The 26,496-nt window shown below is 59.3% G+C and carries 22 protein-coding genes and 1 pseudogene; 10 read left to right on the top strand and 13 right to left on the bottom strand.

Features of this window, described 5'->3' with window-relative positions; all coding sequences use genetic code 11:
* Window positions 1–16: 16 nt before the first annotated feature.
* The gene (locus tag ACR0KC_RS15715; RefSeq protein ID WP_480791358.1) at window positions 17–331 is read right to left on the bottom strand and encodes a hypothetical protein; all 315 of its coding nucleotides are present in this window, start codon (window positions 329–331) and stop codon (window positions 17–19) included.
* Between the two features lie 166 nt (window positions 332–497).
* Between ACR0KC_RS15715 and ACR0KC_RS15710 the strand changes: the two genes are divergently transcribed.
* A complete protein-coding gene (locus ACR0KC_RS15710; protein ID WP_480791359.1) occupies window positions 498–1,409 on the top strand; it encodes a LysR family transcriptional regulator in 912 nt (303 codons plus the stop codon).
* A 617-nt stretch (window positions 1,410–2,026) separates the two neighbouring features.
* Window positions 2,027–2,137: pseudogene (locus tag ACR0KC_RS15705) on the top strand (IS30 family transposase); the annotation flags it as partial.
* Window positions 2,138–2,195: 58 nt separating this feature from the next.
* Here ACR0KC_RS15705 and ACR0KC_RS15700 read toward each other — a convergent pair.
* The 7 genes from ACR0KC_RS15700 to ACR0KC_RS15670 are packed head-to-tail and all read right to left on the bottom strand — an operon-like array spanning window position 2,196 to window position 10,766.
* Window positions 2,196–3,041 carry a crotonase/enoyl-CoA hydratase family protein gene (locus ACR0KC_RS15700; RefSeq protein WP_480791360.1) on the bottom strand — a complete coding sequence of 282 codons (846 nt, stop codon included), beginning with the start codon at window positions 3,039–3,041 and terminating at the stop codon, window positions 2,196–2,198.
* Window positions 3,042–3,043: 2 nt separating this feature from the next.
* Window positions 3,044–4,477: an aldehyde dehydrogenase family protein gene (locus tag ACR0KC_RS15695; protein ID WP_480791361.1), complete on the bottom strand. Its 1,434-nt coding sequence runs from the start codon at window positions 4,475–4,477 to the stop codon at window positions 3,044–3,046.
* Between the two features lie 15 nt (window positions 4,478–4,492).
* Window positions 4,493–6,145: a class I adenylate-forming enzyme family protein gene (locus ACR0KC_RS15690; protein WP_480791362.1), complete on the bottom strand. Its 1,653-nt coding sequence runs from the start codon at window positions 6,143–6,145 to the stop codon at window positions 4,493–4,495.
* On the bottom strand, window positions 6,090–6,893 hold the full coding sequence (locus ACR0KC_RS15685) for a crotonase/enoyl-CoA hydratase family protein (RefSeq protein ID WP_480791363.1): 804 nt from the start codon (window positions 6,891–6,893) through the stop codon (window positions 6,090–6,092). Before ACR0KC_RS15685 ends, ACR0KC_RS15690 begins: the two co-directional genes overlap by 56 nt.
* Window positions 6,890–8,503: a class I adenylate-forming enzyme family protein gene (locus tag ACR0KC_RS15680; protein ID WP_480791364.1), complete on the bottom strand. Its 1,614-nt coding sequence runs from the start codon at window positions 8,501–8,503 to the stop codon at window positions 6,890–6,892. The genes ACR0KC_RS15685 and ACR0KC_RS15680 overlap by 4 nt, the downstream gene beginning before the upstream one ends.
* On the bottom strand, window positions 8,491–9,558 hold the full coding sequence (locus ACR0KC_RS15675) for a GlxA family transcriptional regulator (RefSeq protein ID WP_480791365.1): 1,068 nt from the start codon (window positions 9,556–9,558) through the stop codon (window positions 8,491–8,493). The genes ACR0KC_RS15680 and ACR0KC_RS15675 overlap by 13 nt, the downstream gene beginning before the upstream one ends.
* Window positions 9,555–10,766: an aminomethyl transferase family protein gene (locus ACR0KC_RS15670; protein WP_480791366.1), complete on the bottom strand. Its 1,212-nt coding sequence runs from the start codon at window positions 10,764–10,766 to the stop codon at window positions 9,555–9,557. The genes ACR0KC_RS15675 and ACR0KC_RS15670 overlap by 4 nt, the downstream gene beginning before the upstream one ends.
* Before the next feature lie 152 nt (window positions 10,767–10,918).
* Here ACR0KC_RS15670 and ACR0KC_RS15665 point away from each other — a divergent pair, with 152 nt between their 5' ends.
* On the top strand, window positions 10,919–11,854 hold the full coding sequence (locus ACR0KC_RS15665) for a LysR substrate-binding domain-containing protein (RefSeq protein ID WP_480791367.1): 936 nt from the start codon (window positions 10,919–10,921) through the stop codon (window positions 11,852–11,854).
* Here the strand turns inward: ACR0KC_RS15665 and ACR0KC_RS15660 are convergent.
* A complete protein-coding gene (locus ACR0KC_RS15660; protein ID WP_480791368.1) occupies window positions 11,737–12,645 on the bottom strand; it encodes a LysR substrate-binding domain-containing protein in 909 nt (302 codons plus the stop codon). The two genes, ACR0KC_RS15665 and ACR0KC_RS15660, sit on opposite strands and share 118 nt — an antisense overlap.
* 104 nt (window positions 12,646–12,749) lie before the next feature.
* On the opposite strand from ACR0KC_RS15660, the gene ACR0KC_RS15655 reads away from it, so the two are divergent.
* Together ACR0KC_RS15655 and ACR0KC_RS15650 are read left to right on the top strand one after the other, a co-directional pair.
* Window positions 12,750–14,312, top strand: coding sequence for a trimethylamine methyltransferase family protein (locus ACR0KC_RS15655; RefSeq protein ID WP_480791369.1), 1,563 nt, complete (start codon window positions 12,750–12,752; stop codon window positions 14,310–14,312).
* Between the two features lie 12 nt (window positions 14,313–14,324).
* On the top strand, window positions 14,325–15,416 hold the full coding sequence (locus ACR0KC_RS15650) for an aminomethyl transferase family protein (RefSeq protein WP_480791370.1): 1,092 nt from the start codon (window positions 14,325–14,327) through the stop codon (window positions 15,414–15,416).
* A gap of 97 nt (window positions 15,417–15,513) precedes the next feature.
* Here ACR0KC_RS15650 and ACR0KC_RS15645 read toward each other — a convergent pair whose 3' ends face one another.
* From ACR0KC_RS15645 to ACR0KC_RS15635, 3 genes are read right to left on the bottom strand one after another with little or no spacing between them, the layout of a single operon-like run.
* A complete protein-coding gene (locus ACR0KC_RS15645; protein WP_480791371.1) occupies window positions 15,514–17,619 on the bottom strand; it encodes an acetate--CoA ligase family protein in 2,106 nt (701 codons plus the stop codon).
* Window positions 17,616–18,758: an aminomethyl transferase family protein gene (locus ACR0KC_RS15640; protein ID WP_480791372.1), complete on the bottom strand. Its 1,143-nt coding sequence runs from the start codon at window positions 18,756–18,758 to the stop codon at window positions 17,616–17,618. The genes ACR0KC_RS15645 and ACR0KC_RS15640 overlap by 4 nt, the downstream gene beginning before the upstream one ends.
* Before the next feature lie 33 nt (window positions 18,759–18,791).
* Entirely contained in the window at window positions 18,792–20,441 is a 1,650-nt protein-coding gene (locus ACR0KC_RS15635) for an acyl-CoA dehydrogenase family protein (RefSeq protein WP_480791373.1), read from the bottom strand.
* A gap of 93 nt (window positions 20,442–20,534) precedes the next feature.
* Between ACR0KC_RS15635 and ACR0KC_RS15630 the strand changes: the two genes are divergently transcribed.
* The gene (locus ACR0KC_RS15630) at window positions 20,535–21,404 is read left to right on the top strand and encodes a LysR family transcriptional regulator (protein WP_480791374.1); all 870 of its coding nucleotides are present in this window, start codon (window positions 20,535–20,537) and stop codon (window positions 21,402–21,404) included.
* Window positions 21,405–21,459: 55 nt separating this feature from the next.
* On the opposite strand, the gene ACR0KC_RS15625 is transcribed toward ACR0KC_RS15630, so the two are convergent.
* Window positions 21,460–22,392, bottom strand: a complete 933-nt coding sequence (locus ACR0KC_RS15625; protein WP_480791375.1) for a LysR family transcriptional regulator — start codon at window positions 22,390–22,392, stop codon at window positions 21,460–21,462.
* A 107-nt stretch (window positions 22,393–22,499) separates the two neighbouring features.
* Here ACR0KC_RS15625 and ACR0KC_RS15620 point away from each other — a divergent pair, with 107 nt between their 5' ends.
* Genes ACR0KC_RS15620 through ACR0KC_RS15605 form a run of 4 tightly spaced genes read left to right on the top strand, consistent with a single transcriptional unit; the run spans window position 22,500 to window position 26,024 of the window.
* Window positions 22,500–23,129, top strand: a complete 630-nt coding sequence (locus ACR0KC_RS15620) for an HD domain-containing protein (protein ID WP_480791376.1) — start codon at window positions 22,500–22,502, stop codon at window positions 23,127–23,129.
* A gap of 9 nt (window positions 23,130–23,138) precedes the next feature.
* On the top strand, window positions 23,139–24,128 hold the full coding sequence (locus ACR0KC_RS15615; protein ID WP_480791377.1) for a sterol desaturase family protein: 990 nt from the start codon (window positions 23,139–23,141) through the stop codon (window positions 24,126–24,128).
* 36 nt (window positions 24,129–24,164) lie between these two features.
* Window positions 24,165–25,163, top strand: coding sequence for a sterol desaturase family protein (locus ACR0KC_RS15610; RefSeq protein ID WP_480791378.1), 999 nt, complete (start codon window positions 24,165–24,167; stop codon window positions 25,161–25,163).
* A gap of 12 nt (window positions 25,164–25,175) precedes the next feature.
* Window positions 25,176–26,024 carry a 3-methyl-2-oxobutanoate hydroxymethyltransferase gene (locus tag ACR0KC_RS15605; protein ID WP_480791379.1) on the top strand — a complete coding sequence of 283 codons (849 nt, stop codon included), beginning with the start codon at window positions 25,176–25,178 and terminating at the stop codon, window positions 26,022–26,024.
* Window positions 26,025–26,496: the final 472 nt, after the last annotated feature.

The raw sequence follows: 26,496 nt of genomic DNA, 5'->3' as shown, positions 1-26,496 counted from the left end.
GCAGGACCCGAGTACGTCAGGCCTGCTTTATCGTTAGAATGATGGATGCGTCTTCCAGATCGAAGATCGAGTCGCGCAGCGCAACATGCGACTGATACTCGGCGTCGCCAGCCATTCCCTGCATCGAGGTTTCGGGATCGTCGGTCTCGAACAAGTTGACGAGGTCAGCCTGTTGCGCCCCTCGCAGCGACTTGAGCGCCCGAAGTGGGGCATCAACGCGCCGCAGTCCATTGCGTTCCATCGCCGGGCGGACTTTCTCAAAATACGCCAGCGCGTCTTCGATGGTTTTGCCTTCCTTAAACGGAAGAATATCGACAAGAATATATGTCATTTTACGTCTCCTAGGTCTTTCACTTTTCCGCCCCCCAGAGCCGCGCCATTGAAGGCGTCCGAGGGGGTGTTCCCGGGCTATGTTGCCCGGGCGACGAAAACCTAGTAGTCACATGCTTGAGACACAATCTGCTTAGATGATACATGCTGGTGCACAAGTGAGACAAATGGACTGGAGCGATCTGAAGCTGTTTCTGCTGTTCGTGCGAAGCGGGTCCACCCGCGCCGCCAGCGCCGCCCTCGGGATCAGCCACTCGACTATTGCACGCAAGTTGGACGCAATGAGCGCCCTTGCCGGGGCGCCGCTCTATCAGCGGAAAGGTGGGAAGCTCGAACTTTCTCAGACGGGCCAGGAGATGCTGGCGACCGCCACGACCATCGAGAACGAAATCGCCACGCTGGATCGGCGGACTTTCGGGATCAGCCGCGAGATTTCCGGGCCGGTCACACTTTCAATGGGAGATGTTCTGGCGGTCGGTCCAGTACTGGAAATCCTTGAAGAGTTCCGTCAAGCTCATCCCGATATCGACCTGCGTGTGATCACCAGCGCCTCGCTCTCCGATCTTGACAGACGGGATGCCGATTTGGCGATGCGGTTCGGAAACAGCCCTGATGATCATCTCATCGGCCGGAAACTGACCCAAACCGCCCGCGCAGTTTACCTGTCGAAGGCTGTTGTGGATAAATTACGCGACGGCCAACCGTTCGACGATATCGGGTGGATCAGTTTCAGTCCCAAGGGGGCATCCGAAGCCTGGAAGAAAAGTACGCCTTTCGCAAAGCACCCGACTACCATGCGAATCAGTGACATGCGAACGCAACAGATCGCCTGTCGGGCAGGCATCGGAATGGTTCTGTTGCCCTGTCTTCTGTGCGATCCCGACCCGGAGTTGGCTCGCATCACCGAGCCAGAGTTCGTTCCACGTCAGGATCTTTGGCTGCTGCGGCACGCCGAACTGCGCGACAACGCCCGCGTCCGCGCGCTAAGCGACCATCTGGTGCGCTCTCTTCCGCGACTGATATGGCTCTTCAAGGGCGACAGTGGCAAGACGATTGGATTCCCCACAAAGGTGAGCTGACATCGCAATCCAAAGTGACGGGAATCGCGCCGCGTTCGCGAGTTGTCTTTGGTCCACCCTTCTACAATGGAATCGGTCATTTATGTTTTCATCGTGAACGACCGATAGGTTGCGCGACCTGTGAATTCGACACCTGAGCCCCGCTGCGGTCTGCACGAATGACCGTTTCTTCCGCTGCGTTGCATCACGGATCTTCGCGCCTGTGCAGAAAATCTGGTTCTGCGTGCGCGCGCTGCGAGAAATCACGATGGCCGAGTTGGGCTCATCTTCATTCTTCGCTGTCTGATCCACCAACGGCTGTTCTGGGGCGATCCGACTTTGGGCTATTCAGGAAACATACCTTTTCCAGACGAAAGAGTGCTTCCAGATGATTGGTCCTAGACCAATGCATCCCTACTCGAATTGCTGGATGCTCCCGGTTTTTCCTCTGTCGATGCCGAGAAAAGCTCGTAAATCTTAGACAAGACGTGCTCCCGAACCTTTGGCGTCTCATAAAGAACATCATGTCTCGCTTCCGGAATGAGCTCCAGCTTTCCGCCGGGCCAACTCGCCGTCTAATTTCGGCTCGAGGCGATGGTTCAGAGCATTTTGTACAAGCGACTGCGTTATGGCCAACGCGCGCTGATTGCCAGCGCCTCAATTCCACGCCACGCAAGTGCCTCGGATATCGGACGCCAGTCGAAGTCTTCGAAAGCAAGCTGATGGAAAAACAGAACCGGCCGACGTAAAAGAACAAATCAGAAATTGCGCTTCAACGTGAGTCCACAAAGATGCTTCGCACGCTTGTCAGTCGACGATTTTGTTTCGAGTCCAGTCAAACGTGCCTTCATCCCGTTCCTGCACCGCCTGTTTCCAGCCGACTTGCTCCACGCGGGCTTTGAAGTTCATGCCCTCGGGTGAATGGCGGGTAATGCCGTCGAAAACGGTGGCAAGGCGCTGCGTCTGGTTGACTTTCTCCTCAACGGCTGAATTGATCACCATCTTCTGCATGGCCAGTTGATTGATCGGCACGGATGCCATCCTGGCGGCGAGAGCTTCGACCTCGTCATCGAGCTGATCGTCAGGCACGGATTTTAGCACCAGCCCCATCTCGGCAGCCTCAACCCCGCTGATCTTGTCACCCGTGAACATCATCCGCTTGGCCTTTTCAGGTCCGAGCCGATGCACCCACATTGCGGTTGTCGGGCAGCCCCAGACGCGTGTGGGCATGTAGCCAATCTGTGCTGCGTCGCCCATGACGGTCAGATCGGCACAGAGCGCGATGTCCGATCCACCCGCGACGGCAAAGCCATGCACCTTGCAGATCACCGGCTTCATCGCCCGGAAGAGCGACATGAAGGCCTGCGTGTTGGCCCACATGAACTGGAAATCCTGCATCGGGTCCCAGGGCATGTCCTGCACCACCTTGTTGGGGCCTGCGCCTGACGCGTAGTGGGCCAGGTCGTAGCCTGCGCAAAAGGCCTTTCCTGCGCCGGACAGGACCATCACGTGGATGTCTCGGTCATGGTCGGCTTCTGCCACCGCCGCCGCCAATTCGTGCGGCAGATCATCGTCGATGGCATTCATCACTTCGGGTCGGTTCAGAGTGATCCGCCCGATCCGGCCTTCTTTTTCAAACAGAACTTTTGCCATGCCTACTCCCAATCGCTGACCGCTTTAACCTCCAGGAACTCCTCAAGACCCCAGACACCACCTTCTCGGCCATTACCAGACTGCTTCATGCCGCCGAAAGGCGACCCGGCACCGCCGAACTTGCCGTTCATCTCGATCATACCAGACCGCAGCTGACGCGCGACCCGGCGTGCGCGGGACTTGTCCGTAGTCTGGACGTAGTTCGTCAGGCCATAGGGCGTATCGTTCGCCAAGGCGATCGCCTCCTCTTCAGAATCGAAGGGCGAAATACCCAGGACTGGCCCAAAGATTTCTTCCTTCCAGATCGTCATGTCCGGCGTGACGTCGGCAAAGATCGTGGGGCGCACGAAGTGACCGCGGTTCAACCCATCGGGGCGGCCAAGGCCACCTGTGACCAATGTCGCGCCTTCATCAATCCCGCCCTTGATCAGATACTGGATCTTATTGAACTGTGTTTCAGACACGACCGGGCCGATCTGGCGGCCTTCGATGTCCGCCGGTCCGACCTCCGTTTTCTCGGCCACAGTACGGGCGGTTTCAACGGCCTGGTCGTAGATCGAGCGCTCCACGAGCATCCGGGTCGGCGCGTTGCAGGACTGGCCCGAATTGTTGAAGCAGTGGCGCACGCCGCGTGTGACGGCCTTTTCATCTGCATCGGCGAAGATGATATTGGCCCCCTTGCCGCCCAGTTCGAGGCTGACGCGCTTGACGGTCTCCGCTGCCGCCTTGCTGATCGCCACACCAGCGCGGGTTGACCCGGTGAAGCTGACCATGTCCACGTCCGGGTGCGACGTGAGATGTGCGCCAACGCCTGCACCATCACCGTTCACAAGGTTGAACACGCCGGGCGGGAAACCTGCTTCGTCAATCATTTCGGCCAGCAGAATGGCGCTGAGTGGCGAGAGTTCAGAGGGTTTGAGCACCACCGTGCACCCTGCCGCTAGGGCCGGGGCGACCTTCAGCATCACCTGGTTCATCGGCCAGTTCCATGGGGTGATCAGGGCACAGACACCCACCGGCTCGTATAGGATCATGTCGCCGGGTGCGTGATCCCCCAGGGGACGTTCAAAGGCAAACTTCCTTGCCGCCCGGATGGTGTTCTTGAGGTGCCCGGCCCCGGCGCCGACCTGTGCCGTCTTTGCAAGTGCGATAGGTGCACCCATCTCAAAGCTGATGGCCTGCGCCATGTCTTCGGCCCGAGACTTGTAGAACTCCATCAACCGCTCCAGTGCGGCGACCCGTTCTTCGGGGTTGGTAGCCGCCCAGGCCGGGAATGCACTCTTGGCTGCGGCGACGGCCGCGTCGGCATCCGCGACGCCACCCAAAGTGATCGTGGCGATCTTCTCTTCCGTCGAGGGGTCTTCCACGGCCATTTCCCGACCGTCTATCGAAGCGACCCATTGTCCATTGATGTAATGTTGTGTGGCGTCTTGCATGGCGAGTCCTGTTGTTCAGAGTTCAGTGAATTCCCCGGCGACGAAACGATCGCGGAGAACGAATTTCTGGATTTTGCCCGAGCCGGTCAGGGGGAAGTCCTCGACCTGCACCCAGACGTTCGGGGTTTTCTGCGGGGACATGTTTGCGCGGCAATGGGCATGCAGCGCGGCCTTGTCGAGCGGTCCCGTGCCGCGGATGAACGCGCCGATGACCTCGCCCCACTTCGGGTCCGGCAGGCCGACAACGGCGACCTCGGCCACGCAGCCATGTTCCAACAGGCAGTTCTCGATCTCGGCCGGGAAATGGTTCTCGCCGCCGCGGATGATCATTTCCTTGACCCGTCCCGTCACGGTGACGTAGCCGCGCGCATCCATCCGGCCCAGATCGCCGGTGTGCAGCCAACCCATCGCGTCGACGGTCTCGGACGTGGCCTTGGGGTTGTCGTTGTATTCCAGCATGACGCAGGGGCCGCGGGCACAGATTTCCCCGACCTCTCCGACGGCGACAGCGCTATTGTCATCAACACTGCGGATCGAAACCTCGGTCTGAGCCACCGGCTGGCCAGCCGTATTACAGATGTCGTCGATGCTGTCGTCCAGATGATGCTGCGTGATCACCGGACAATGCTCGGTCTGGCCATAGAGCGTCGAAAATCCGGCCCCCATCAGGTTCTGCACCCGGCGCACCAGTTCGGGGGCAACCATCGAACCGCCACAGCTGACGAGCTTCAGGGCCGACAGGTCTCGTGGACGCGCCTCTTGTGCATCGAGCAAGGCTACCACCATGGTCGGCACGCCAAGGATGATGTCAGCGCCGCTCGCTTCCAACTGGTCAAGCACGACGTCCGGGTCAAACAGGCTGATCAGCACCATGCGGCACCCCGCCTGAAGGCATCCAAGCGTGACCATACCGCAGCCCGAGGTGTGAAACATCGGCATGATGTTGACCCAGGTGGTCGCCTTGGTCGCGCCGCAGCGACCCGCGTAGAACCGGGCGTTGTTGACCAGGCCGCAATGGTTCAGCACCGCCCCTTTGGGAAAGCCGGTGGTGCCGGACGTATATTGGATCATCGCCGCGTCGCCCGGGGCGACTTCGGGCAAAGCAGGCGGGCGGGCCCCTTCCGCGTAAAGCGCTGCGCTTTCCATGTCCGTGACTTCGCGCACCGATGGGATGTTCGCCGCGACCTCAGCTCCAATCCGGCCCATCGGGTTGCCGCGAAACTCCTCGACAAGGAACAGGGCGACCGCGCCGGATTGCTCCAGAACATAGGCCAATTCCCGCGCCTGAAAGGCCGGGTTTGCAGTCACCAGCACCAGTCCGGACAGCGCACAGGCATATTCCATCAGGACCCATTCGGGACTGTTTGGCGACCAGACGACAATGCGCTCACCGGGGTCGAAACGGGTGGAGAACGCCATGGCCAGCCGCTCGGCGTCGGCCAACAGTCCCGCATAGGTCCAGCGGCGTCCTTCTGTACCGTCCCGCCTGACTTCGACCAAGGCCTCCGCCTCCGGTCGCGCCGCAGCGACCTCGCGCAGCAATGCACCAATGGTGATCTCGCGTGTCTCCATGTCGGACTGGGCCGCGACATGGGAGGTGGTGAGGCTCAGCTCATACATCGCTGAAATCGCCCCCTCGACCCTTGCCGCTGGCGAAGCGGGTGGCACCTTCGACACCTTTCGTCACCTCTGCCTTGCTGCCACGCCATTCCTGTCGAAGAGCGTCGCGCATCGAAAGCCCGTGCTGCGCCCGCACAGAGCGGCGATCGGCGCGCATGCAGCTTTGTGGGAAACGGGCGATGTCATGAGCAAGTGCTTCGGCTTTGGTTCGCGCGTCGCCTTCCGGCACGACGTATTCGCACAACCCGATCCGCAGAGCCTCGTCTGCATCCACACGGCGACCGGTGAGGATCAGGTCCATCGCGCGACCTTCGCCCACCAGACGCGGCAGGCGTACCGTGCCGCCATCGATCAGCGGAATGCCCCAACGGCGGCAGTAGACCCCCATGAAGGCGGTTTCTTCCATCACCCGGATATCGCACCAAAGCGCCAGTTCCACGCCACCGGCCACGGCAGGCCCCGCCACAGCGGCGATCACCGGTTTGCTGAGCTCCAAGCGGCTGGGTCCCATGGCCGCCATCCCCGATTCTTGGGGCGTCTCTCCCTCATCGGGAAAGTCGAACGGATCAAGCGCCTCGGCCCCGGCAAGCGAGGCTGCATGCTTCAAATCCCACCCGGCGCAAAAGGCACCGCCTTCGCCCCAGAACACGGCAACGCTGGCGGTATCGTCCGCGTCAAACGACTGGAACGCCTCAAAGAGTGCCACGGCGCTTTCGGGGTCCATGGCATTTCGTGCCTCTGGACGGGAATGGATAACGGTCCAGACGGGGCCGTCCTTTTCAATTCGCACGCTCATTGCAGAACCTCTCCGTAGTTACCTGCGAGGAACTTCTCACGAATGGCGAATTTCTGCACTTTGCCGGAGCCTGTCAGTGGGAAGTCCGGCACAAGCACCCAGACCGATGGCGTTTTCTGAGCGGACAGATGCGTCCGGCAGTGGGAGCGTAAATCAGCCACGTCGAGCGGGTGGTCGGACAGGAAGAATGCCGCGATCACCTCTCCCCATTTCTCGTCGGGCAAGCCAACTACGGCCACCTGAGCGACGCTCGGGTGGGTCACCAACACCGCTTCGATCTCGGCCGGGAAATGGTTTTCACCGCCGCGGATGATCATGTCCTTCACGCGTCCGGTCACCCGCACGAACCCCTGGGCATCCATCGTGCCCAAGTCGCCAGTATGCAGCCAACCGTCTGCATCGATGGCGGCGGCGGTGGCTTCGGGGTTGTCATTATAGCCGATCATCACGGCGTAGGACCGCGCGCAAATCTCGCCAACTTCACCAATTGGAAGCACCCGATTGTCTTCAGGGGAGAGGATTGAAACTTCGGTCTGCGGCAAGGGTGGACCTGCGGTTTCCACGATCTGCTCCAGTGTTGCCTCGACAGGGTTCAGGCAGATCATCGGGCTGTGCTCCGTCTGCCCGAAAGCGCTGAGCAGATGACAGCCCAGACGGTCCCGCACCCGGCGGACCAGATCGGGTGGCACCGGCGCGCCGCCCGTCGTGATGACCTCAAGCGAGGACATGTCGCGTGGGGTTCTATCCAGCGATTCCAGCAGATTGAACAGCATGGTGGGAACGGCGAAACAGGTTGTGACGCCCTGTTCCTCGATCAATCGCGCAAAGACATCCGCGTCGAACCGCTTGATCAACAGCATCTTGGCAGAGGCCTGAAGGCACCCCAAAGCCCCCGTCGCACAGCCCGCCGTGTGAAACAGCGGCATGAAATTGGCCCAGACTGAATGCGGCCCCACCTGCTTGCGCGCGCAGAAAAGCCGCGCGTTGTTCACAAGGTTCTTGTGGCTGAGCACCGCGCCCTTGGGAAATCCTGTAGTTCCCGAGGTGTACTGGATCTGCGCGGAATCATCCGGCTGGACGTCCGGCAGGATGGCGGGCCTTTCTCCATTGGCGTAGAGCGCGTCCTCGTCTTCCAGATTGACGACCTCGCGCAGGCACATGTTGCCGTTCGTCGCCTCGCGCGCAATCTCAGCCATCGGGTTGCCTCGGAACCCGTCCACCATGAACAGGCCAACAGCACCGGATTGCTCCAGAACATACCTGAGCTCAGAGGCTTGAAAGGACGGGTTGGCCGTGACCAGAACCAGCCCCGCCAGACCGCAGGCATATTCCATGAAAATCCACTGGGGGATATTGGGTGCCCAGACGACGACCCTGTCACCCGCTTCGAACCGGGTGGCGAGGGCGCGGGCCAAGCGTTCGGCCCGCGCCAGTATCTCCGCATAGGTCCATGACTGGCCACAGTCACCGCTGTCTGCGACATCCACGATTCCCACGGCATCCGGGTGGCTGGCTGCCACCTCTCTCAGCAACCCACCAACCGTGATATCGCGGATTTCCGCATCATTCTGTACCGGGAAGTGCGAGGTGGTGAGGTTCAAATTGTACATTTTTTTGCTCCTTCTGAGCAGTCGCCATCTGGGTGAGGATCATCTATTCGCCGGATTCCCTCATCCAGAAGGGGTGAAACTCCAAACTGCTTCCGGTAAAGGCGGGAGAAATGGGACTGGCTCTGAAAACCGCTCGCAATCGCAATTTCGATCAGAGGCAATTCTGTTTGTTGAAGCAATCGCCGTGCATGTTCCAGCCTCAGCTTCACATAGAATGCTTTAGGGCTGGTCGCCATATGAGCCTTGAAGATGCGCTCGAGCTGACGCATCGAGACGCCGGTTAAGACAGCTATCTCCTGCGCTGAAACAGGCTCTTCCAAGCGCGATTGCATTACCCTGATAGCCTTTGCCAGCTTGGAGTTGCGCTCTCGCATGTGCAAGAACTCGGCGGCCCCTTGATCCTCTTGTCCAGTCCTGAAGGAACTGCAAACAAGCCGGTCTGCGACCCAATTGGCTATTCTGCCGTCACTGGTCAATGCGATCAGTTGCAACATCATGTCGAGGGTCGACGCCCCACCGGCACAGGTCAGGTTTTTTTCGCCAATAGAGAAGATGTTCTGCTTTAACTCCAAATCTGGGCAATGTTCGGCAATTGCCCCCCTATACGCCCAATGTGCAGAAACTGGCCCGTTCAAACGCACACCAGCCTTTGCCAATGTGAATACAGCGCTCCCAATTGCGCCTATACGCGCCCCTTTCCGGGACACACTTCGCAACCATGCCAGCACTGGCAAAGTAGATGCGCCTACATATTCCTTACCTCCCAGCACGATTACTGTGCTTCTTCTGCTGACCGGCATCATCGGGCCATCTACATTCATGGACAATCCGTTAGACGCCAACACAGCGTTTCCGTCTTCACTGAACAAAGACCACGAATATCTGGGCGTCTGGTCAAACTGGTTGGCTTCATTCAACACGTCCAGCGCAGCGCAAAGATCCAACGAGGAGAACGACCTCAATAGTAAGAAAGCAAAGTGTGTGGAGACGGCCGAAGCCGCCTCTGGTTGGCAACTCCTAGAGCGTTCTGTTGAAACGCTGGGCATGAAGGTCATTCCGCCGCGATCGGTTTGGTCGGGATGTCCACAAGCTTGCCGCGCGGAATGAGCCGGTCCGCGTCATACATCGGGAGAGTGCAGAGCTCACCGCTTTGAGTGGAACCATCGGCGCAGAGCACGTCTACCTTTGTGCCCGGACCCTGCGCGGGGTCGTCCATGCGCACGATGCAAACACCACGGCCCTGATACGGCGAATAGCCCGAGGAACAGACACGGCCGACATCTTTGCCATCAATGGTCATGACGCGTCCAAGCTGCGCCACGCCGCCGGTGACCCGCATGCCCCATGTACGGCAGGACTGGTCAGCGGCCTCCAACGCCTTGCGGCCAACAAAGTCACGGTCGTCAAACTCGACAAAACCGCCAAGCCCTGCGTCGAACGGCGTCGTCTCGGCTCCGAAATCCGACCCCGCGTTGAGCAACCCGGCCTCAATCCGCCGCGCGCGGAACACCGGCGTTCCGGTCAGCAGGATGCCGAATGCCGCACCGACCTCCATGATCCGGTCGCCGATGGCCGGGATGTCGGTGTCGGGCAGCAGGTAGACCTCCCAGCCCAATTCATTGGTGAAGCCCGAGCGGCTGATCCAACAAGTCTGGCCCGCGATGGAGACCTCAGCGCAATCGAAATAGCGGAAAGGATCGGGCATAGGTCCGTCCAGTACCGCAGCCAGCAATTCCAGCGAACGCGGCCCCTGGATCTGGCTGACCCAGACGTTGGGGTCGTGGATTTTCACGTCCAGCCCCTCGGCGTGGGCCTTGTACCAGCTGAACAGGTCGCCGTCGGCCTGCGCCATCCAGAACCTATCCTGCGACAACCGTAGCAGCACCCCATCGGTGATCATGCCGCCATCGTGGTAGCACGCAAATTGATAGGAGCAGCGACCCGGCTTCACCTTGCTGACGCTCCGTGTGAACACCTTGTTCAAAAGGGTTTCCGCATCCGGCCCGCTGATCTCGATCGGCAACTCGCCAGTGTGGCGAAAGATGACATTTGTGCGCACGGCCCAGTACATCTCGTCATCTGTGGCCGTATCGAGTTTCTCGGGTGTCAGGCGCGAATTGTAGAGCGTGTATTCGGGATCGTAAGGCAGCTCCATGTAGCTCAGCGGATGGGGCGGCATTGTTCGGGTCAGTTCGCGCGGGCGCTCGCCTTTGCTCGGAAAGGCTTTGACCGCGAAACGAGTGTGGGAAAGGTCGGTTGTCATGTAATTCACCGTTCAGAGTTGTTAGACGCCTGCGGGTGATCTTCAACAAGGACAGATGGATGCCACGCATTAATTTTTGGATATTCTGTGATGCGGCCTTGGCGCAAATCTAATGATTTGCACAACTCGTTCGAAAAAATTAGACAATATTCATGCGCTTTCGTTCTTACGATGCCCTCAAGACCTTTGATGCCGTTGCCCGCAATCTGTCGATGACCAAGGCGGCGGACGAAGTGCATCAGTCGAAAGGGTCGATCAGTTACCAGGTAGGCAAGCTTGAAGCAGAGCTCGGCTTTCGCCTGTTCGAGCGCGCGCACGCCAAACTGGAACTGACGGAGGAAGGGCGCAGGTTGTGGCATGTGTCCCAAACGGCCCTGAGCCAGATCGACCGTGAAATCGAAGACCTGCGTGGCACAGCCTCCGGTGCCGTGACTATTGGTGCACTGACCTACTTCTCGTCGCGCTGGCTGTCGCCAAGGCTCACACGGTTCTTCGAGGCCAATCCCGGTATCAGCCTGCGGATCGAACCGCTCAACTCCGTCGACATGATGAGATCTGTGAAAGTTGACATGGCCATCCTCTGGGGAATTGGCGGCTGGGAGGGTCATAAAAGCGAACTTCTTCTATCCCTGCCTGCTGTGCCAACAGCCAACCGTGCAGTTGCCGAGCAGGTGAGCCGTCTTGGATTGCCGGAGGCGGTCAGGCAGCTTCCGCTCTTGGGTGACAGCTCCGGCGATGCGGGTTGGCGCGCCTGGCACATGGCCGCGGGGCTGCCCTACGCGCCCAGCCGGTCCAGCCTGACTATCCCGGACTCAAACAGCCGCGTTCAGGCGGTGGTGGATGGTCAGGGGATCGCCCTTTGGGACGATCTGGTCGGGCCCGAATTTGGCGATGGAACGCTTGTCAGATTGTCCGATGTCAGAGTTGAAAACGCGGGTTACTTTGTCGTTTTCACAGATCGGCAGATGTCTCAGGGCGCGCAAGCCTTCCTGGACTGGTTGCGGGCTGAAACCGCGTCCAGCAGCCAGTCCGAGAACGTGGTCGCCGCTTCCGACGTCGCTGCCCGATCTGGCCTGACGATGAAATAGCCGTAATCCGGCAGCGCGATATCCGACAGCCGATGAAGCTTACCTCCCACCAACTCGTCGCCCACCAAATCATCCATCAAAGCGACGCCCTGGCCATTGATCACCGCCTGAACCCGCACATTGGGGTCCGGCACGATCAACACGTCTCGACGCGCTTGCGGCGGCAGGCCCGCACGTTCCAACCATTCAGACCAGGCGTTGCTGTCTTCGCGATCACGCAGCAGTGTTAGTTCTGTTACCGCCTCCCTGATCCCCAGGCGTTCCACCCGCCCTGCAACATCAGCGTCGCCAACCGGAAAGGGTGGTAGTGGCATGAACGGTGTCACAGTACCGCCCTTCCAATTCCCGATGCCCCATCTGATTGCGAGATCCACGCCCTGCATCTCGGCTTCAGAAAACTCAATCATCGGCTGAATGCGAAGCTGCACATCAGGGTGGCCTTGCATGAAGGTCATCAGGCGTGGCGACAGCCAGCGCGCGGCGAAATAGGTCGAAACGCCAACTGTCAGAGAGAGGGTCGAGACCCCCTTTAACATTTGAATTTCGGCCTCGATCTCGTCGTATCGTGTTTGACAGATCGCTAGCAGTTTCAGACCTTCTCCGGTCAGAGTGACGCCGCGCGTGGTGCGCTGGAACAGGCTCATCCCCAGATCAGCTTCGAGCGTTTTGATCTGATAGCTGATAGCGCCTTTCGTCATATTGAGAGCCGCCGCCGCCGTCGAAAAGCTGGAATGGCGAGCGATCTCGGCAAACAGCCTAAGCAAGTCATGATGGTGAAAGCGATGAGTCATAAACTCAGCGTATAATTTTTTTATACGCAAAGGACAGAAATTTTCGATTTCATTAAAATCTTTTATGAACATGATCTTCGTTCAGGGCCACAAAGGAAGAAATGGTGTTGGAGCCTTTGAACGCAAATGCAGGCATGTCAGCGCCACCGGGGCGCCGCAGAAGCACGCGCCGTGGTCGTCTGTCCGGTCACGGCGCGCCTTGCGAGAAGATGCCGTTCACCGGCCGCAAGATACCTGCGTACGATTTGCTGGATGAAACGGCGTTGGCCCGCATCGAAGACCAGGCGGACTGGATATTGGAGAAGATCGGTGTCGAGTTCCGTGGGGACAGTACGGCGCTTGACCTCTTTTCCCAAGCGGGCGCGCAAGTTGAAGGAGAACGCGTGCGGTTCGAACCGGGCCACGTTCGCGCGCTGTGCGCGACGGCCCCAAGTGAGTTTCAACTGTATGCCCGCGATCCGGCCAGAACCGTAACGCTTGGCGGCGACAACGTTGTGCTGATGCCGGGATATGGCTCTCCCTTTGTCAGCGATCTGACAAAGGGCAGGCGCTATGCGACGCTGGAGGATTTCCGCAATTTCATGAAGCTGGCCTACAGCGCCCCTGCGCTGCACCATTCCGGCGGAACGGTGGTCGAGCCGACAGATATCCCGGTGAACAAGCGGCATCTGGACATGATGCTGGCGCATCTGACGCTCTCGACCAAACCCTTCATGGGGTCCGTCACCGCACCTGAGCGCGCGCGCGACAGTATTGAAATGGCACGTCTCGTCTTTGGTGAGGTCATGGACCGCCACGCGGTGATGCAGGCCAATATCAACGCCAATTCACCGCTGATCTATGATGACACCATGTCCTCGGCCCTGCGGATCTATGCTGAGGCAGGCCAGTGTGTTTGCGTCTCTCCGGCGATTTTTGCCGGCGCCATGGGGCCACTTTCCCCAGCCGCCGTGGCGGCACAAACGCTGGCCGAAGCCATGGTCGGCATCGCCCTTGCGCAACTTGTGCGGCCCGGTTGTCCTGTGGTGTTTGGCTCGTTCCACTCCACGATGAACCTGCGCACGGGAGCGCTGACATTCGGATCGCCGGAGGCGAACATGACCACGATGGCGCTCACGCAACTGGGCCGAAGACTTGGCGTGCCGGTGCGTTCTGGCGGGGGACAGATCACCGCGTCCAACGCGCCTGACGGGCAAGCCATGCAGGACAGCACCGGGGCGATGTGGTCAACGCTGCTCTCTGGTGCGCATCAGGTCTGGCATGCGGCGGGCTGGCTCGAAGGCGGGCTAGTGATGTCTTATGAGAAATTCATCATGGATCTCGACCATTGCGGCGCGATGCTGAAACTCTTGCAGGGCTTCGACACCGATGACGAGGCCTTTGGCCGGGACGCCTACCATGAGACCGGTCCGGGCGAGAACTTTCTGTCGACCAGCCACACTCTGCGCCACTACACGACGGCGAACTTTGAACCACAGATATCTGATGCCGGGCCATTCGAGACCTGGTCTGAAAATGGCGCACTGACCGCTGATCAGCGCGCCACCGCGCGATGGCATCAGATGCTGAACGACTATCAGCAACCCGAAATGAAACCCGGCATTCAGGCAGCGCTCGTAGACTTCGTGTCGGATCGCAAGGCGCAGATGCCGGACGAATGGTACTAGAAAGGAACATCCATGACCGAAGAGCTTAGCCGCACATCCGCCCTTGCCTCACGCCACACCGCGCTTGGCTCGGGGCTGGAGGACTGGAATGGGATGGGCACCGCCTGGACCTATGACACCGATCCCAATGATGAACACGATGCGGTTCGCGAGCGCGCGGGCATGTTCGATATGTCGCCTTTGAAAAAGGTGTTTGTGCGCGGGCCAGACGCTCAGGCGGTTCTCGATCACCTGACCACGCGGGATCTGTCGAAACTAGCGCCAGGAAAGGCGGCTTACCTATGTGTTCTCACCGATCAAGGCGGGATCGCCGATGATGCGATCGTGTCGAACAACGGCGGTGACGAATGGATGATCGTGCACGGGTCGGGCGACACGATGGCGCTTTTGGAGGCTTCGGCGGAGGGGCACGATGTTCAGGTCGAGTTTACCGATGATCTGCATGATCTGTCTGTGCAGGGGCCTGCGTCGCTGGATATTCTCAACGCGCATACGGATATCGACCTGAGCACTCTGGCCTATTTCGAACACACACGAGCAAAGCTCTTCGGCCACTCTTGCCGCATCTCGCGCACCGGATACTCCGGCGAACGTGGCTACGAGATCTTTGCCGATGGCTCGGTGATCACCGACATCTGGGACAGGCTGGCCGAGGCAGGCGTCATGCCCTGTTCCTTTACCGCGCTCGACAAAGTGCGGATCGAAGCGGGCCTGCTGTTCTACGGCTACGACATGACCGAGAATAACACCCCATGGGAGGTTGGGCTGGGCTTCACGGTGAGCAGCACCAAGGGTTATTTCCGTGGCAAATCTGCGGCCATGGCCGCGAAAGGGGCCGAGAAGGTCAACAACGTTTGCCTCGACATCGACCACTCGGACATGGTCGCAGGCGGTGAAACCCTTATGTTGGATGGTCAGGAAATTGGCGTGATCAACAGCCCCTGCTATTCGCACCGGATGGAGAGGTCCCTCGCGTTGGCTCATGTCCGGCCGGGCCTGTCGGTTGGCACCACGCTGATGGTGTTGGGCGAAGGTCTGGAAACAACGGCCCGCATTACCGCCAGCCCGGTCTACGACCCCGGCAAATTGCGTACACACGGCTAGGAACCGCAACTACCGCAACCAACGGCGAAGCGGAAATTCGGTTCGCCGACGGCACGCCTGTGGTCGGGCAGTTCGACAATCCGCCCGGCCTGACCGATTATTTCCGGGCAAGCCTTAGTAATGCATCTACCGCCGTCGCGCGCCCGTCTGTGTCCAGGATGATCGGATTCACGTCGAGCTCCACCAAACTGCTTCTGTGCTGTTCCGCAAATGCCGCGATTGCCTGGATCTGCGTCACAAGCACGGTTCGCTCGGTATCGGACAGCCTTAGCGTGCCGCTGATCTTCAGGCCGGCAAGCGCGTCCTCGATTTGCGTGTGACCCGCCGGGAGTAGCAACGTGGCATAATCCTTCAGCTCTTCCACCGCCGTCCCGCCGCGACCAATGACCAAAGCATGCCCCAATCCCGGCTTGTAGCTGACGCCGACGATGAATTCGGCACGGGGGGACGCCACCATGCGTTCGATCAGAAAACGGTCGACGGGCAAGGCCGGATCGTAGGCCCTGACGGATGTTTTGATCGCTTCAATCGCGTCTTCCAGCGCGGGTTTGCTGCCCACGTTCAGATGCACCGCGCCTGCGTGGTTCTTGTGCGCCAGATCGGCGCTGAGCAGCTTGACCGCGAGAGGAAACCCGAGTGTCTCGGCCTGAGCAATCACTTGCCCAGCCGAACCCGTCACACCCTTTGGGATCGTAAGCCCGCGGCTTGCCAATGCTGCCTTGCCCTCTGCCTCATCAAGTTGGATGACCGACCTGGGCTCGGGTGGGGGAGCAGACAGTTCCCGGTTTCCAGGGTCCGCCAAAACCGCGCGGCGCAAGCTGTGGTATTTGCCTGCCGCTGTGATCGCCGCCAATGCGTCGTCCAGCCCCTGAAGGCAGATCAGGCCCGCCTCGGTCAGTTGGCGGCGCAAATCCGGGGGCAACCCATCGGGGAAGACGCTGGCGACCAAGACCGGTTGGGCGATCCGCGTATTTTGGCGGATCAGGCCTTCGAGTGTTGGCCACCACACTTGCGCGACATCCTTCTGACGGGGCCAGTCGATGAAATAGACCAAGAGGTCGATCTCATCTGTCATCAGATGCCCCAGGCCGACATCCGAAGTCTCGGACCGCGCCATGCTGGCCCAGGGCAGGTTCCAGTCGAGCGGGTTCAGGAGCGACACCAGATCGGGTACATCTTCGCGCAAGGCTTGCTGCGCTGCATCGCTTGGCGCGGGAAACTCCAGACCGACGGCGCGGCCCTTTTCGCCGATCATCGCGGCATAGCCGCCGGAATTTGCCGCGGCAACCACGCGGTTGCCTTTTGGCAATTTGGGCGAGCCGAGAAGCTTCAGCGTCTCGACCAAGACCTTGGGCGACCCGGCCTCGACAATGCCGAGGCGGCGAAACAGCGCGCTCCATAGTTCGTTTGCAACTGCGAGCGTTCCCGAATGGCTACGGGTCAGCTCGGAGCTTTCCTCCGTACCGCCAGCCTTCAAAGCCACGATCGGAACGCCTTTGTCGATCGCGCGCAAGGCCGCACGGCTCAGCGCGGCGACATCGACGATCCCTTCCAGATAAAGGCCGATGGCCCGGACCCGGGGATCATCCAGCAGGGCTTCGATGAAATCGGCGACGTTCAGCACCGCCTGATTGCCTATGCTGATGGCATAGCCCAGCGGCAAAGCCTCTTCGACATTGGTGATCGAATAGGCGACATAGCCCGACTGGCTGATCAGCGCGACGCCGTCGCCGGTGACCGGCTCGAACACGTTGTCGCCGCCCCAAACCGCAGCGCGATCGAACATGTTCATTAGCCCAAGGCAATTCGGGCCGACAAGCGCGAGATCTCCGGCCGCCTCGATCAGCCGGGCCTGTAACGCGGCCCCGTCCTCTCCCGTTTCAGCAAATTCGCCGACGATGGAAACAGCGCCACCAGCCCCCATAGCGTTGAGCTCGGCCACCACGTCAACGGTGCGTTCCCGCGATACGGCAATCAGGGCGGCATCCGGCGGTTCGGGCAGATCGGCAAGGCTGGGCACGCATGGGATGCCTGCCAGTTCCTCGTATTTCGGATGCACGACCCAGATGTCCCCGGCAAAGCCGGATTTTCGGGTGGCGTTGATACAGTCCTCGACCGCCTTGCCACCGACAAAAGCGATGTGGCGCGGTTTCAGGAGGCGTTTTAGGTTTTCGCGGCGAGCGCTGGAGACGGTGTCTTTCATCCCTTGAACTCCATGACCTCAAGGCCCCGGGGGATGCGTTTGTCAGGGTCAAAGAACGGCAGCGCATGCAGGGCGAGCGGATGTTCAGTTCCATCTCGGCCCGTCACGGTGAAGGTGTTGGCAGCCATGGCCTCGGGCGTGTCGAAGAGGACATAGCCGATCCCCATGCCCAAGGTTGGCGACGGCTCGAACGCCTTCACACGGCCGACCACCTGGCCATCCGCCTGGACAGGCGATCCCCATTTGATGTCTCTCGCCTCGGTCATGAAACCGGAAAACCGGTGTCTTCGTTCGGCGCCTAGCAACGCGTCCCGTCCCACGAAATCATGATCGAAATCGACAAAGGCCCCCAGCCCCAGATCAAAAGGCGTTGTGTCCCACCCCATGTCGGTGCCGTAATTCATGATCCCCGCCTCGATCCGGCGCGGGTTCATGGCGTAGGTCGACAGGATCTCCATCCCATGCGGCCTGCCTGCCGCCATCAGGTGTGACCAAAGCGCCATGCCATCGACATGTGGGTCCATATTGTAGACCTCAAAACCCAGCTCGGCGGTCCATCCCGTCCGGCTGATCAGCACCGGCTGACCGCCCATGGTGACCTGACGCGCGTGGTAATAATTGAACCCGTCCGGGGCGCCGCCATCAACGCAGGCGTCCAGTATCTCAAGGCTGGTCGGCCCCTGGATCTGGATCGCCCAGGCCCCCGGATCGCGGATGTCCACGTCATGGCCGGGGCTTAGGGCCTGAAGCCATGTGAACACGTCGCGGTCCGCATGGACATACCAGAACCGGTCTTCCGCCAGCCGGAACACCACCCCATCGCAGGCAATGCCGCCGCCATGATGACACATCAGACCATAGCGCCCCCGGTCAACGGCCATGGTGCTGACAGGCCGCGTGAACACATGGTCAAGGAACGCCGCCGCATCCGGCCCCCGGATTTCCAGCGGAACCTCCGGCACGTCGAAAATGCCCGCCTTGGTGCGCAGCACCCGGTACTCTTCGACGATGGGCCGCTCAAAGGTTACGGGCGTCAGCCGCCCTTCGTGGTCGCCATAGGCGGTGGTGATCTCTCGCGTCGCCTTGAACCACGGCGAACGCGCACAGCTAGAGATCATGGGCAATACCATTCCGGCCATATCCATGGCTCCTTTCGGTCTTAGGTGGGTGGATCAGCCCGGGAGGGCGCGGCTGATGATGGCGTCGAGGTCGAGCCCCTTGGGCAGGGTCCCGAACGCCCCGCGATAGCGTGGGGCGAGGCGGCTTGCGCAGAAGGCTTCGGCAACGGCACTGTCGCCGTGGCGGGTCAAGAGCGCCCCTTGCAGGGTCAGGGCCATCATCTCGGTCACCATGCGCATGCGGGCTTCCAGCCCCTCCGGGTCCGCCAGTTCATCGCGCAGATCGTCGATTGCCCGGTCAAGATTGGGATGGTTTCCACGCGCCTGTTCCAACTCTTCCATCATGGCGGGGATCGCCTCTGCCACGCGCCCCATGGCCCGCAGCACGTCGAGCCCCATCACATTGCCCGACCCTTCCCAGATCGAGTTGAGCGGCGCTTCGCGGTAAAGCCGGGGCATGATGCTTTCTTCGACATAGCCCGGGCCGCCATGGCATTCGAGCGCCTCGACCACCAGACTGGGGCATCGCTTGGTGTTCCAGTATTTCGCAACTGCCGTGCCGATGCGCGCCAGTGCCGCCTCTGCGGGGTCATCTATTTGATCCATCGCTTTTGCGACCCGCAGCCCGAGCGCCAGCGCCGCCTCGACTTCTACCGCCATGTCGGCCAGAACATTCTGCATCAGTGGCTGCTGGATCAGACGTTTCTGGAAGGCCGAACGGTGCGAGGTGTGATGCAGCGCCTGTACCAGCGCCTGGCGCATGATCCCCGCCGAGGACATGGCGCAATAAAGCCGGTTGCCCGTGACCATCTCGATGATCGTGCGGATGCCGCGCCCTTCCTCGCCCACCATAACACCGTAAGTGTCCTGAAACTCCATCTCGGTTGAGGCGTTGGACTTGTTGCCGAGCTTGTCTTTCATCCGCTGGATGAACAGGTTGTTGCGCGTGCCATCGGGCCGCCAGCGCGGGACGAGGAAACAGGAGAGCCCCAAGCCTTCGGTATTGGCGAGCACCAGAAACGCGTCGCACATCGGGGCCGAGCAGAAGAACTTGTGCCCGGTCAGCAGGTAGCCGTCACCGTCAGACCGGGCCACCGTCGAATTGGCGCGCACGTCCGATCCGCCCTGTTTCTCGGTCATGAACATGCCGATCATCGCGCCAGTCTTCTCGTGCGCAGGGATGTCGCGCCGGTCATACTCGGTCGACAGGATGCGCGGCATCCATTCCTCTGCAACTGCGGGCGCCATGCGCAGGGACGGCACGACTGAATAGGCCATTGCCATCGGGCACATCACGCCGCCTTCGGGCTGGCTGAACATATAGGTCAGAACCGACTGGCCCAGATGTCCCGCGTTGCCCTCGTTGTGCCAGGCGAAATTGTGGACCTGGTTGGAAATCGCCAGATCCATGAGGTCGTGATAGGCGGGATGAAACGCGACCGCATTGATCCGCATGCCGTAGCGGTCAAAGGCCTGCAACTCGGGCCCGAACCGATTGGCCTGATTGGCCTTCTCAAAGGTCTCGTCCAGCCCGGTCAGATGTCCGACATGCGCGAAATGACCGGCATGACCAGCCCCGCCCATATGCGAAGCCCAGTGTCTCAGCGCACGGTCATCTGCCCAAAGATCCTGATCGCCCATGTGGGGCGGCATGTTGATGACCTCATGGGTCGGCAAATGCGCAATCGGATCGCGAGGTGTCATGATGTCTCTCCCTACGTTCAGGGTAGAGTGGCAAACCGTCCTGCGGCAAACCCAATTTCTTGATCTCTGTGTTCAGTTCAATTAAACAGAGCCATGCGATTTCGATCCTTTGACAGCCTCAACATCTTCCGTACCGTTGCCGAGCGCATGAGCTTCACGGCAGCGGGCGAAACCTTGAACATGTCCAAGGGCGCGGTGAGCTATCAGATCGCGAAGCTTGAGGACGAATTGGGCGTGCGCCTGTTCGAACGCCGCCACACCCATATCCGCCTGACAGCGGAAGGCACGCGCCTGAAAGAGGCAGCAGCGCGTCACCTGGGCCGTATCGAAGCCGTGATGGACGAGATCAAATCAACCGTTGAAAGGCCACTGTGCGTCGGCGCCCATAGCTGGTTCATCGCGCGGTGGCTCGGCCCGAGGCTGTCCGACTTCACCCGCGCCAACCCCGACATTTCGCTTCAGGTTGAGCCGATCAATACCAAGGCCGATCTGCAAAACCCCGCCCTCGATCTGTCGATCTTCTGGTGCGACCCTGCGGTCGAGGACATGGAAGTTGAGGTTCTGTTCAACTCCAACACCCGGCCATTGGCCAGCCCGGAAACCGCAGCCCGGGTCCACGCACTTGGCCTTGAAAACGCCGTTCGGGAAATCCCGCTCCTACCGGACGCATCCGGCATGGCCGCCTGGCGCGACTGGCATGATCTCGCCGGGCTGACATTCGCGCCGAGAAAGAACGCACTTTCGCTGCCGGACGCCAACAGCCGCCTTCAGGCGGTCATCGCCGGAAATGGATTGGGGATGCAGGATGCGTTTGCGGAGCCAGAGATAGAAAGCGGTCAGCTTGTGTGGCTGTCAGATATTGCCATTTCCAACTTCGCCTACTGCATCGTTCAACCAGCCAAGCCTACCGCGTCACCTGCAACTGAAGTATTCAGGACTTGGATAATGGCGCAGGGGGTTTGACGGCAATTAAGGCGCAAACACAAATCCGTCATCAATTTCTCAGAGTTGAAGAGATTCAATTAAGAGTGGACGCTAAACCCATCTCAGATTTGTCGCCTATCAAAAACCGTCTCAGTTTTCTGAGCGCCTTCTTTTGTAGGGCCCACTCCGGGTAGACGAAGTGATAACCGGCTTGCTCCCGGCCAAACTTGGGGCCGATCCGAACCAACTGTCCTTTGTCAACCAGATCGTCCTCAAAGCCTAGGATCCCAATTCCAATCCCTTCGCCGGCGCAAATCATGTCCAACATCATTGGATAGCTCTCCACCTTCTTGAACGGCATATTTTTCGAAAGTGGTTGGCCAGTTTCGGCCGCAAAGGTTTCCCATGTCACCCAGCCGTAACCATGTGGATCACCATGATCGAACATGCGCGTGGGATTGATTGTTTCACCCAGGCGGACTGGATCAAAGCCCGGATGCGCAGCCAGAAACGCCGGACTTGCAATGATTTGACAGGTTTCGGGGAACAAGAGATCGCTCGCGAGTTTTCCGAAATCTCCATTTCCGAACCTGATTGAGGCATCGACTGATATATCGTCGAAGTTTTGGTAGTTGTCCGACGTCAGGAAGTTGATCGTGGTTCCGGCGGCAGCCCGCATCGCACTGATCCGGGGCATGAGCCAAAGATGCGCCACCCCGAAGGACGCGCCGATACGAAGTTCACTTTCGTCCTGACCCACGAGCGGCTGCAGGCCCAGTTCCAGCCGGTCGAGCACGGCAGTCGCGAGCTCGGCGAGCTCCTGGCCGCGCGGTGTCAGCGCGACTCGATTGCCTTGACGCGTAAACACGGGGCCACCGATCCATATCTCAAGATTATGGATGTGCCGCGTCACGGCGGGCTGAGCCACTGACAGCTCCTCTGCCGCGCGTGTGTAATTCTTGTGCCGGGCGGCGGCCTCGAAGGCAACCAGCGCATTGAGGGGTGGAATTTTTCTGCGAGACGCCATCCGTCAATCATAACAAAAAGGTATTTCTTCATGCAAGGATTTGATGTTGTGCCGATGGCGCTTTGTTTGGCAGAAAAATCGCAAACCAGCAGTTCGGAGAGCCTAACATGAAACAGGTCAAATTCACGCAAATGAAAGATGGCGACAAGGCCGATTACGACCTGTTGCACCCTTTGGAGGTCGCATATGCCGCCGGCACAGCAGACCGCATGCTCAAGGCGCTCGTGGAACTTGACGAAAGCCTGTCCGGCTATCAGATCACCCGGTTGGGCCATTCGGTGCAATCGGCCACGCGCGCTTGGCGCGACGGTGCCGATATCGACTGGGTCGTTTCCGCGCTATTGCACGATATTGGAGACATCTACGCGCCCTACAACCATGACGAATACGCCGCCACGATCCTGCGGCCCTTCGTACGGGAACAATGCGCCTGGTGCGTTCAGACGCACGGGGATTTCCAGATGCTCTACTACGGGCATCATCTGGAAGGCTACGACCAACACAAACGCGAGCGGCACCGCAGCCATCCCTATTTCGACGATTGCGCCGAATTCTGCGAACGCTGGGATCAGGCCAGTTTCGACCCCAACTACGACGACCTGCCGCTGTCGTTCTTCGCGCCGATGGTGGAAGAGGTCTTTGCCCGCAAACCCTATGACCCCGACGTGATGACCCCAGGCGCCCGCCTGCCGCTTACAGACCCAGATGTCGCTGCCCAGCGTGCGGCCAAGGGCTGAGGCCGGATCATGACCGACCATTCCAACCGCCCCGAACGGACACAAAGGAAGATCTGGAACTTCACCCCAAGCCTGCCACTGCAACTTGCTCCGTATTGGGACTGGCCGATGAAGCCCCTGGCCTCGGTCCTGTATTTGCTGCGCAGCTGGAAACCGTTGGGCACGCGTTTCATGATCCTGGGTGCCGCTATCATCATCTGGCTTTTCTTCACCCCGGACCTGACCCGCGCCCAGACGCTGTCCTTTGACTGGATCGCCGAAATCTGGCTGCGCAATTTTGTTATTCTCGCAGGCGTCGCGGGCGGGTTGCATCTGTTGCTTTGGAAGCTTGGTGTGCAGGGCGACGAGACGCGCTATGACATGCGTCCCATGATGACCAACGCCAAGGCGTTCTGGTTCCGAAACCAGGTCTATGACAACATGTTGTGGTCCTTTGTGGCCATGCAGTTCTGGGTCTTTTTCGAGTGCGCGATGTGGTACGCCTATGCCAATGGCTGGGCGACGATGATCACGTTTTCCTCAAACCCCGTCTGGTTTCTGGCCCTGATTGTCCTGATCCCGATCTGGGCGGGGTTGTATTTCTATATGCACCACCGGCTGTTGCATATGGGGTTCATGTACCGGCATGTGCATGCGTGGCATCACAAGAACATCAACACCGGCCCTTGGTCGGGCCTTGCGATGCACCCGGTCGAAAGCTTCATCCTGATGACGGATGTGGTGATCTTTTTCCTTCTGCCCGCCCATCCGATCCATGTCCTGTTTTTGATGCTACACCACGGAATCGGGGCACCAACGTCCCATGCGGGCTTTGAAAAGCTGAAACTTGGCAAATCGACGGGAGTTGAGGTCGGCGACTTCTTCCACCAACTTCACCACCGGTTCTTTGACTGCAACTATGGCACATACGAGACTCCATGGGACAAATGGCTGGGTACGTTTCACGACGGTACGGAACAGGGAAATGAAAGGGTCAAGAAACGTCGCAAACTAATCTAGTTCGGTTGAAGGTTTCACCCTGATGAGGATTGGCCAATGACTGAAGAAAACACACGTGGGAAAAACGATACCTGGAACCACCACCCGGACTTGCCCCTGGAACCGGTTCCATATTGGAGTTGGCCGCCGAAACCACTTAGCGTCCTGAAATGGCTGTTTGAAAACTTTCTCCAGTTTTCCGACCGCGCGCTGTACATTGCATATGCTTTGGCAGTCGCAACCTGGCTGATGCCTTTCACGCCGGCAGAAGCTGTGTTGACCTGGGACTGGGCATTGCTGGTCTTGCTTCGCAATTTTGTGGCAGTCTTTGTTGTTGTCGGAGGCCTCCACATCTGGTTCTACGGCATTGACGGACAGGGCAATGTTTTGCGGTTTGACACCCGCCCGATCAACGGCCGGAAAAACGCCCTTTTCGCATTTGGCTACCAGACATGGGACAACATGTTCTACACGCTCGCTTTTGGTGTGCCGATTGCATCCGCGTGGGAAATTTTCATCCGGTACCAATTCGCAAACGAATGGGGCACGACCGTTTCGTTTTCTGAAAACCCGATTTGGTTTTTACTGCTGTTTCCCCTGTTGACCCTGTACCAAGGGGTTCATTTCTATTTCATCCACCGCCTTTTGCACTGGCCGCCCCTCTACAAGCGGGTGCATTCCATTCACCACCGCAATATCAATGTCGGTCCGTGGTCCGGACTTTCCATGCATCCGTTAGAGCATTTCCTGTATTTCAGCACGCTTTTGATTTTCCTCGTGTTTCCTGCCCATCCGATGCACATCCTGTTTTTGCTGCATTGGCAACTTCTTGGCGCTCCTTCGGGTCATTCCGGTTATGAAGCGGTCTTTGCAAAGGACAAGGCGCGCTTGCTTATAGGCGGTTTTTTCCATCAGCTTCACCACCGTTATTTCGAGTGCAATTATGGAAGCCCAGAATTTCCACTCGATAAATGGTTCGGCACATTCCATGACGGCACGGAAGAAATGACTGCAAAAACCCGAGAACGAACACGCAATATGCGCGCCCAGCAATAACAGGAGTGAACATTGAAACGCATCTACGATTTCTACCGCCGCCCGGCCAAACGCAACTACACCGTGTCGGATCTGCGGGCGCTCAAGGGATCCGGGCGCACGCTTTCGATGGCCAACCCGGCCAACAAGGACGAAATCCGCGCCTGTGTCGAGGCGGGCATTGATCTTTTCGTTGTTGGCGCTGACCAGATGAAGGATGTGCGGGACATCGCGCCGTACCACTTTACGGGCGCGGGCTCATCCTGGGCGCAATTCGGCTCAGATGACGAGATAATCGCCCACGCCTACGAGACGATGCGCAATGGGGCGGACATGTATTACACCCTGCGGTCTTTCGACGTGATGGAGCGCATGGCGCGCGACGGGATCCCGGTGCAAAGCCACATCGGCCTGATCCCAACCTTCAGCCACTACAGTGGTGGCCTGCGTGCCTGGGGGCGCACCGCCGAGGAAGCGATGAAGGTCTACGCGACGCTCAAGCGGATGGAGGATGTCGGTGTATTTGCCGTCGAGGTCGAGTGCCTGGCCGAAGAGGTCCTGGCGGCTGTGAATGACAAAACGAACGTAGTCACCTTTTCGCTTGGGTCCGGCAAGGCCGCCGATGCGGTGTTTTGCTTTATTGCCGACATTTGCGGGGAAGCCAGTGAAGAAGACAAACCACCAAAACACGCCCACGCCTTTGGCAATGTTGGTCGTCTGCACCGGCAGATCCATCTCGAACGGGTTGAGGCCCTTGGCAAATTTCACACCGAGGTGAAGGCGCAAAACTTTCCATATCCGCAGAACAATGTCCGTATGCATGAAGGCGAACAGGAAAAATTCCTAGAGGCCCTGGACAAGTGGCAGCCGGCCCACATCTAGTGGGAACTTTTGTGCCAACTACACAGCAGCTGGCGGGATAGCGACGAAGGTCCAATGAAAGGCTACTCGGCCACAAAACTTTTTTCGGCAAGTCAATGACCACGACCCTAGCCCACGCTTGGCCTGATCGAAAAACCTTTCACGTCTATGGATTATGTGAAATTCATGATCAGCGGCAACGAAGTCTGCATTACGTCTTTGGTCGCGTGCGTGCCACAACTGGACAGGTTCTCGCACCATTACACTTCCTATTGCGCATTATCTGCGTTGCGCGGTTGGCGACAACCGCGTTTCCGACAATGTGAAACTCGCCAGCCGGAACCGTGTAGCGGCATCGGAGTGACCTGCTAGAGCGGTAGATTCCTTGCCGTCATATCCACGACGATCTAATCGAGATGTCTGAAGGTCTGTCCCGCCCGGCCTACCAAAGTCGAACGGTCTTCGGGACAGCGCGGCTTTTCGTTGTGGCAGG

Source organism: Ruegeria sp. CF3, from assembly GCF_056537365.1.
The sequence above is the reverse complement of the archived record's forward strand: the minus strand, read 5'-3'. Positions and strand labels throughout refer to the sequence as shown.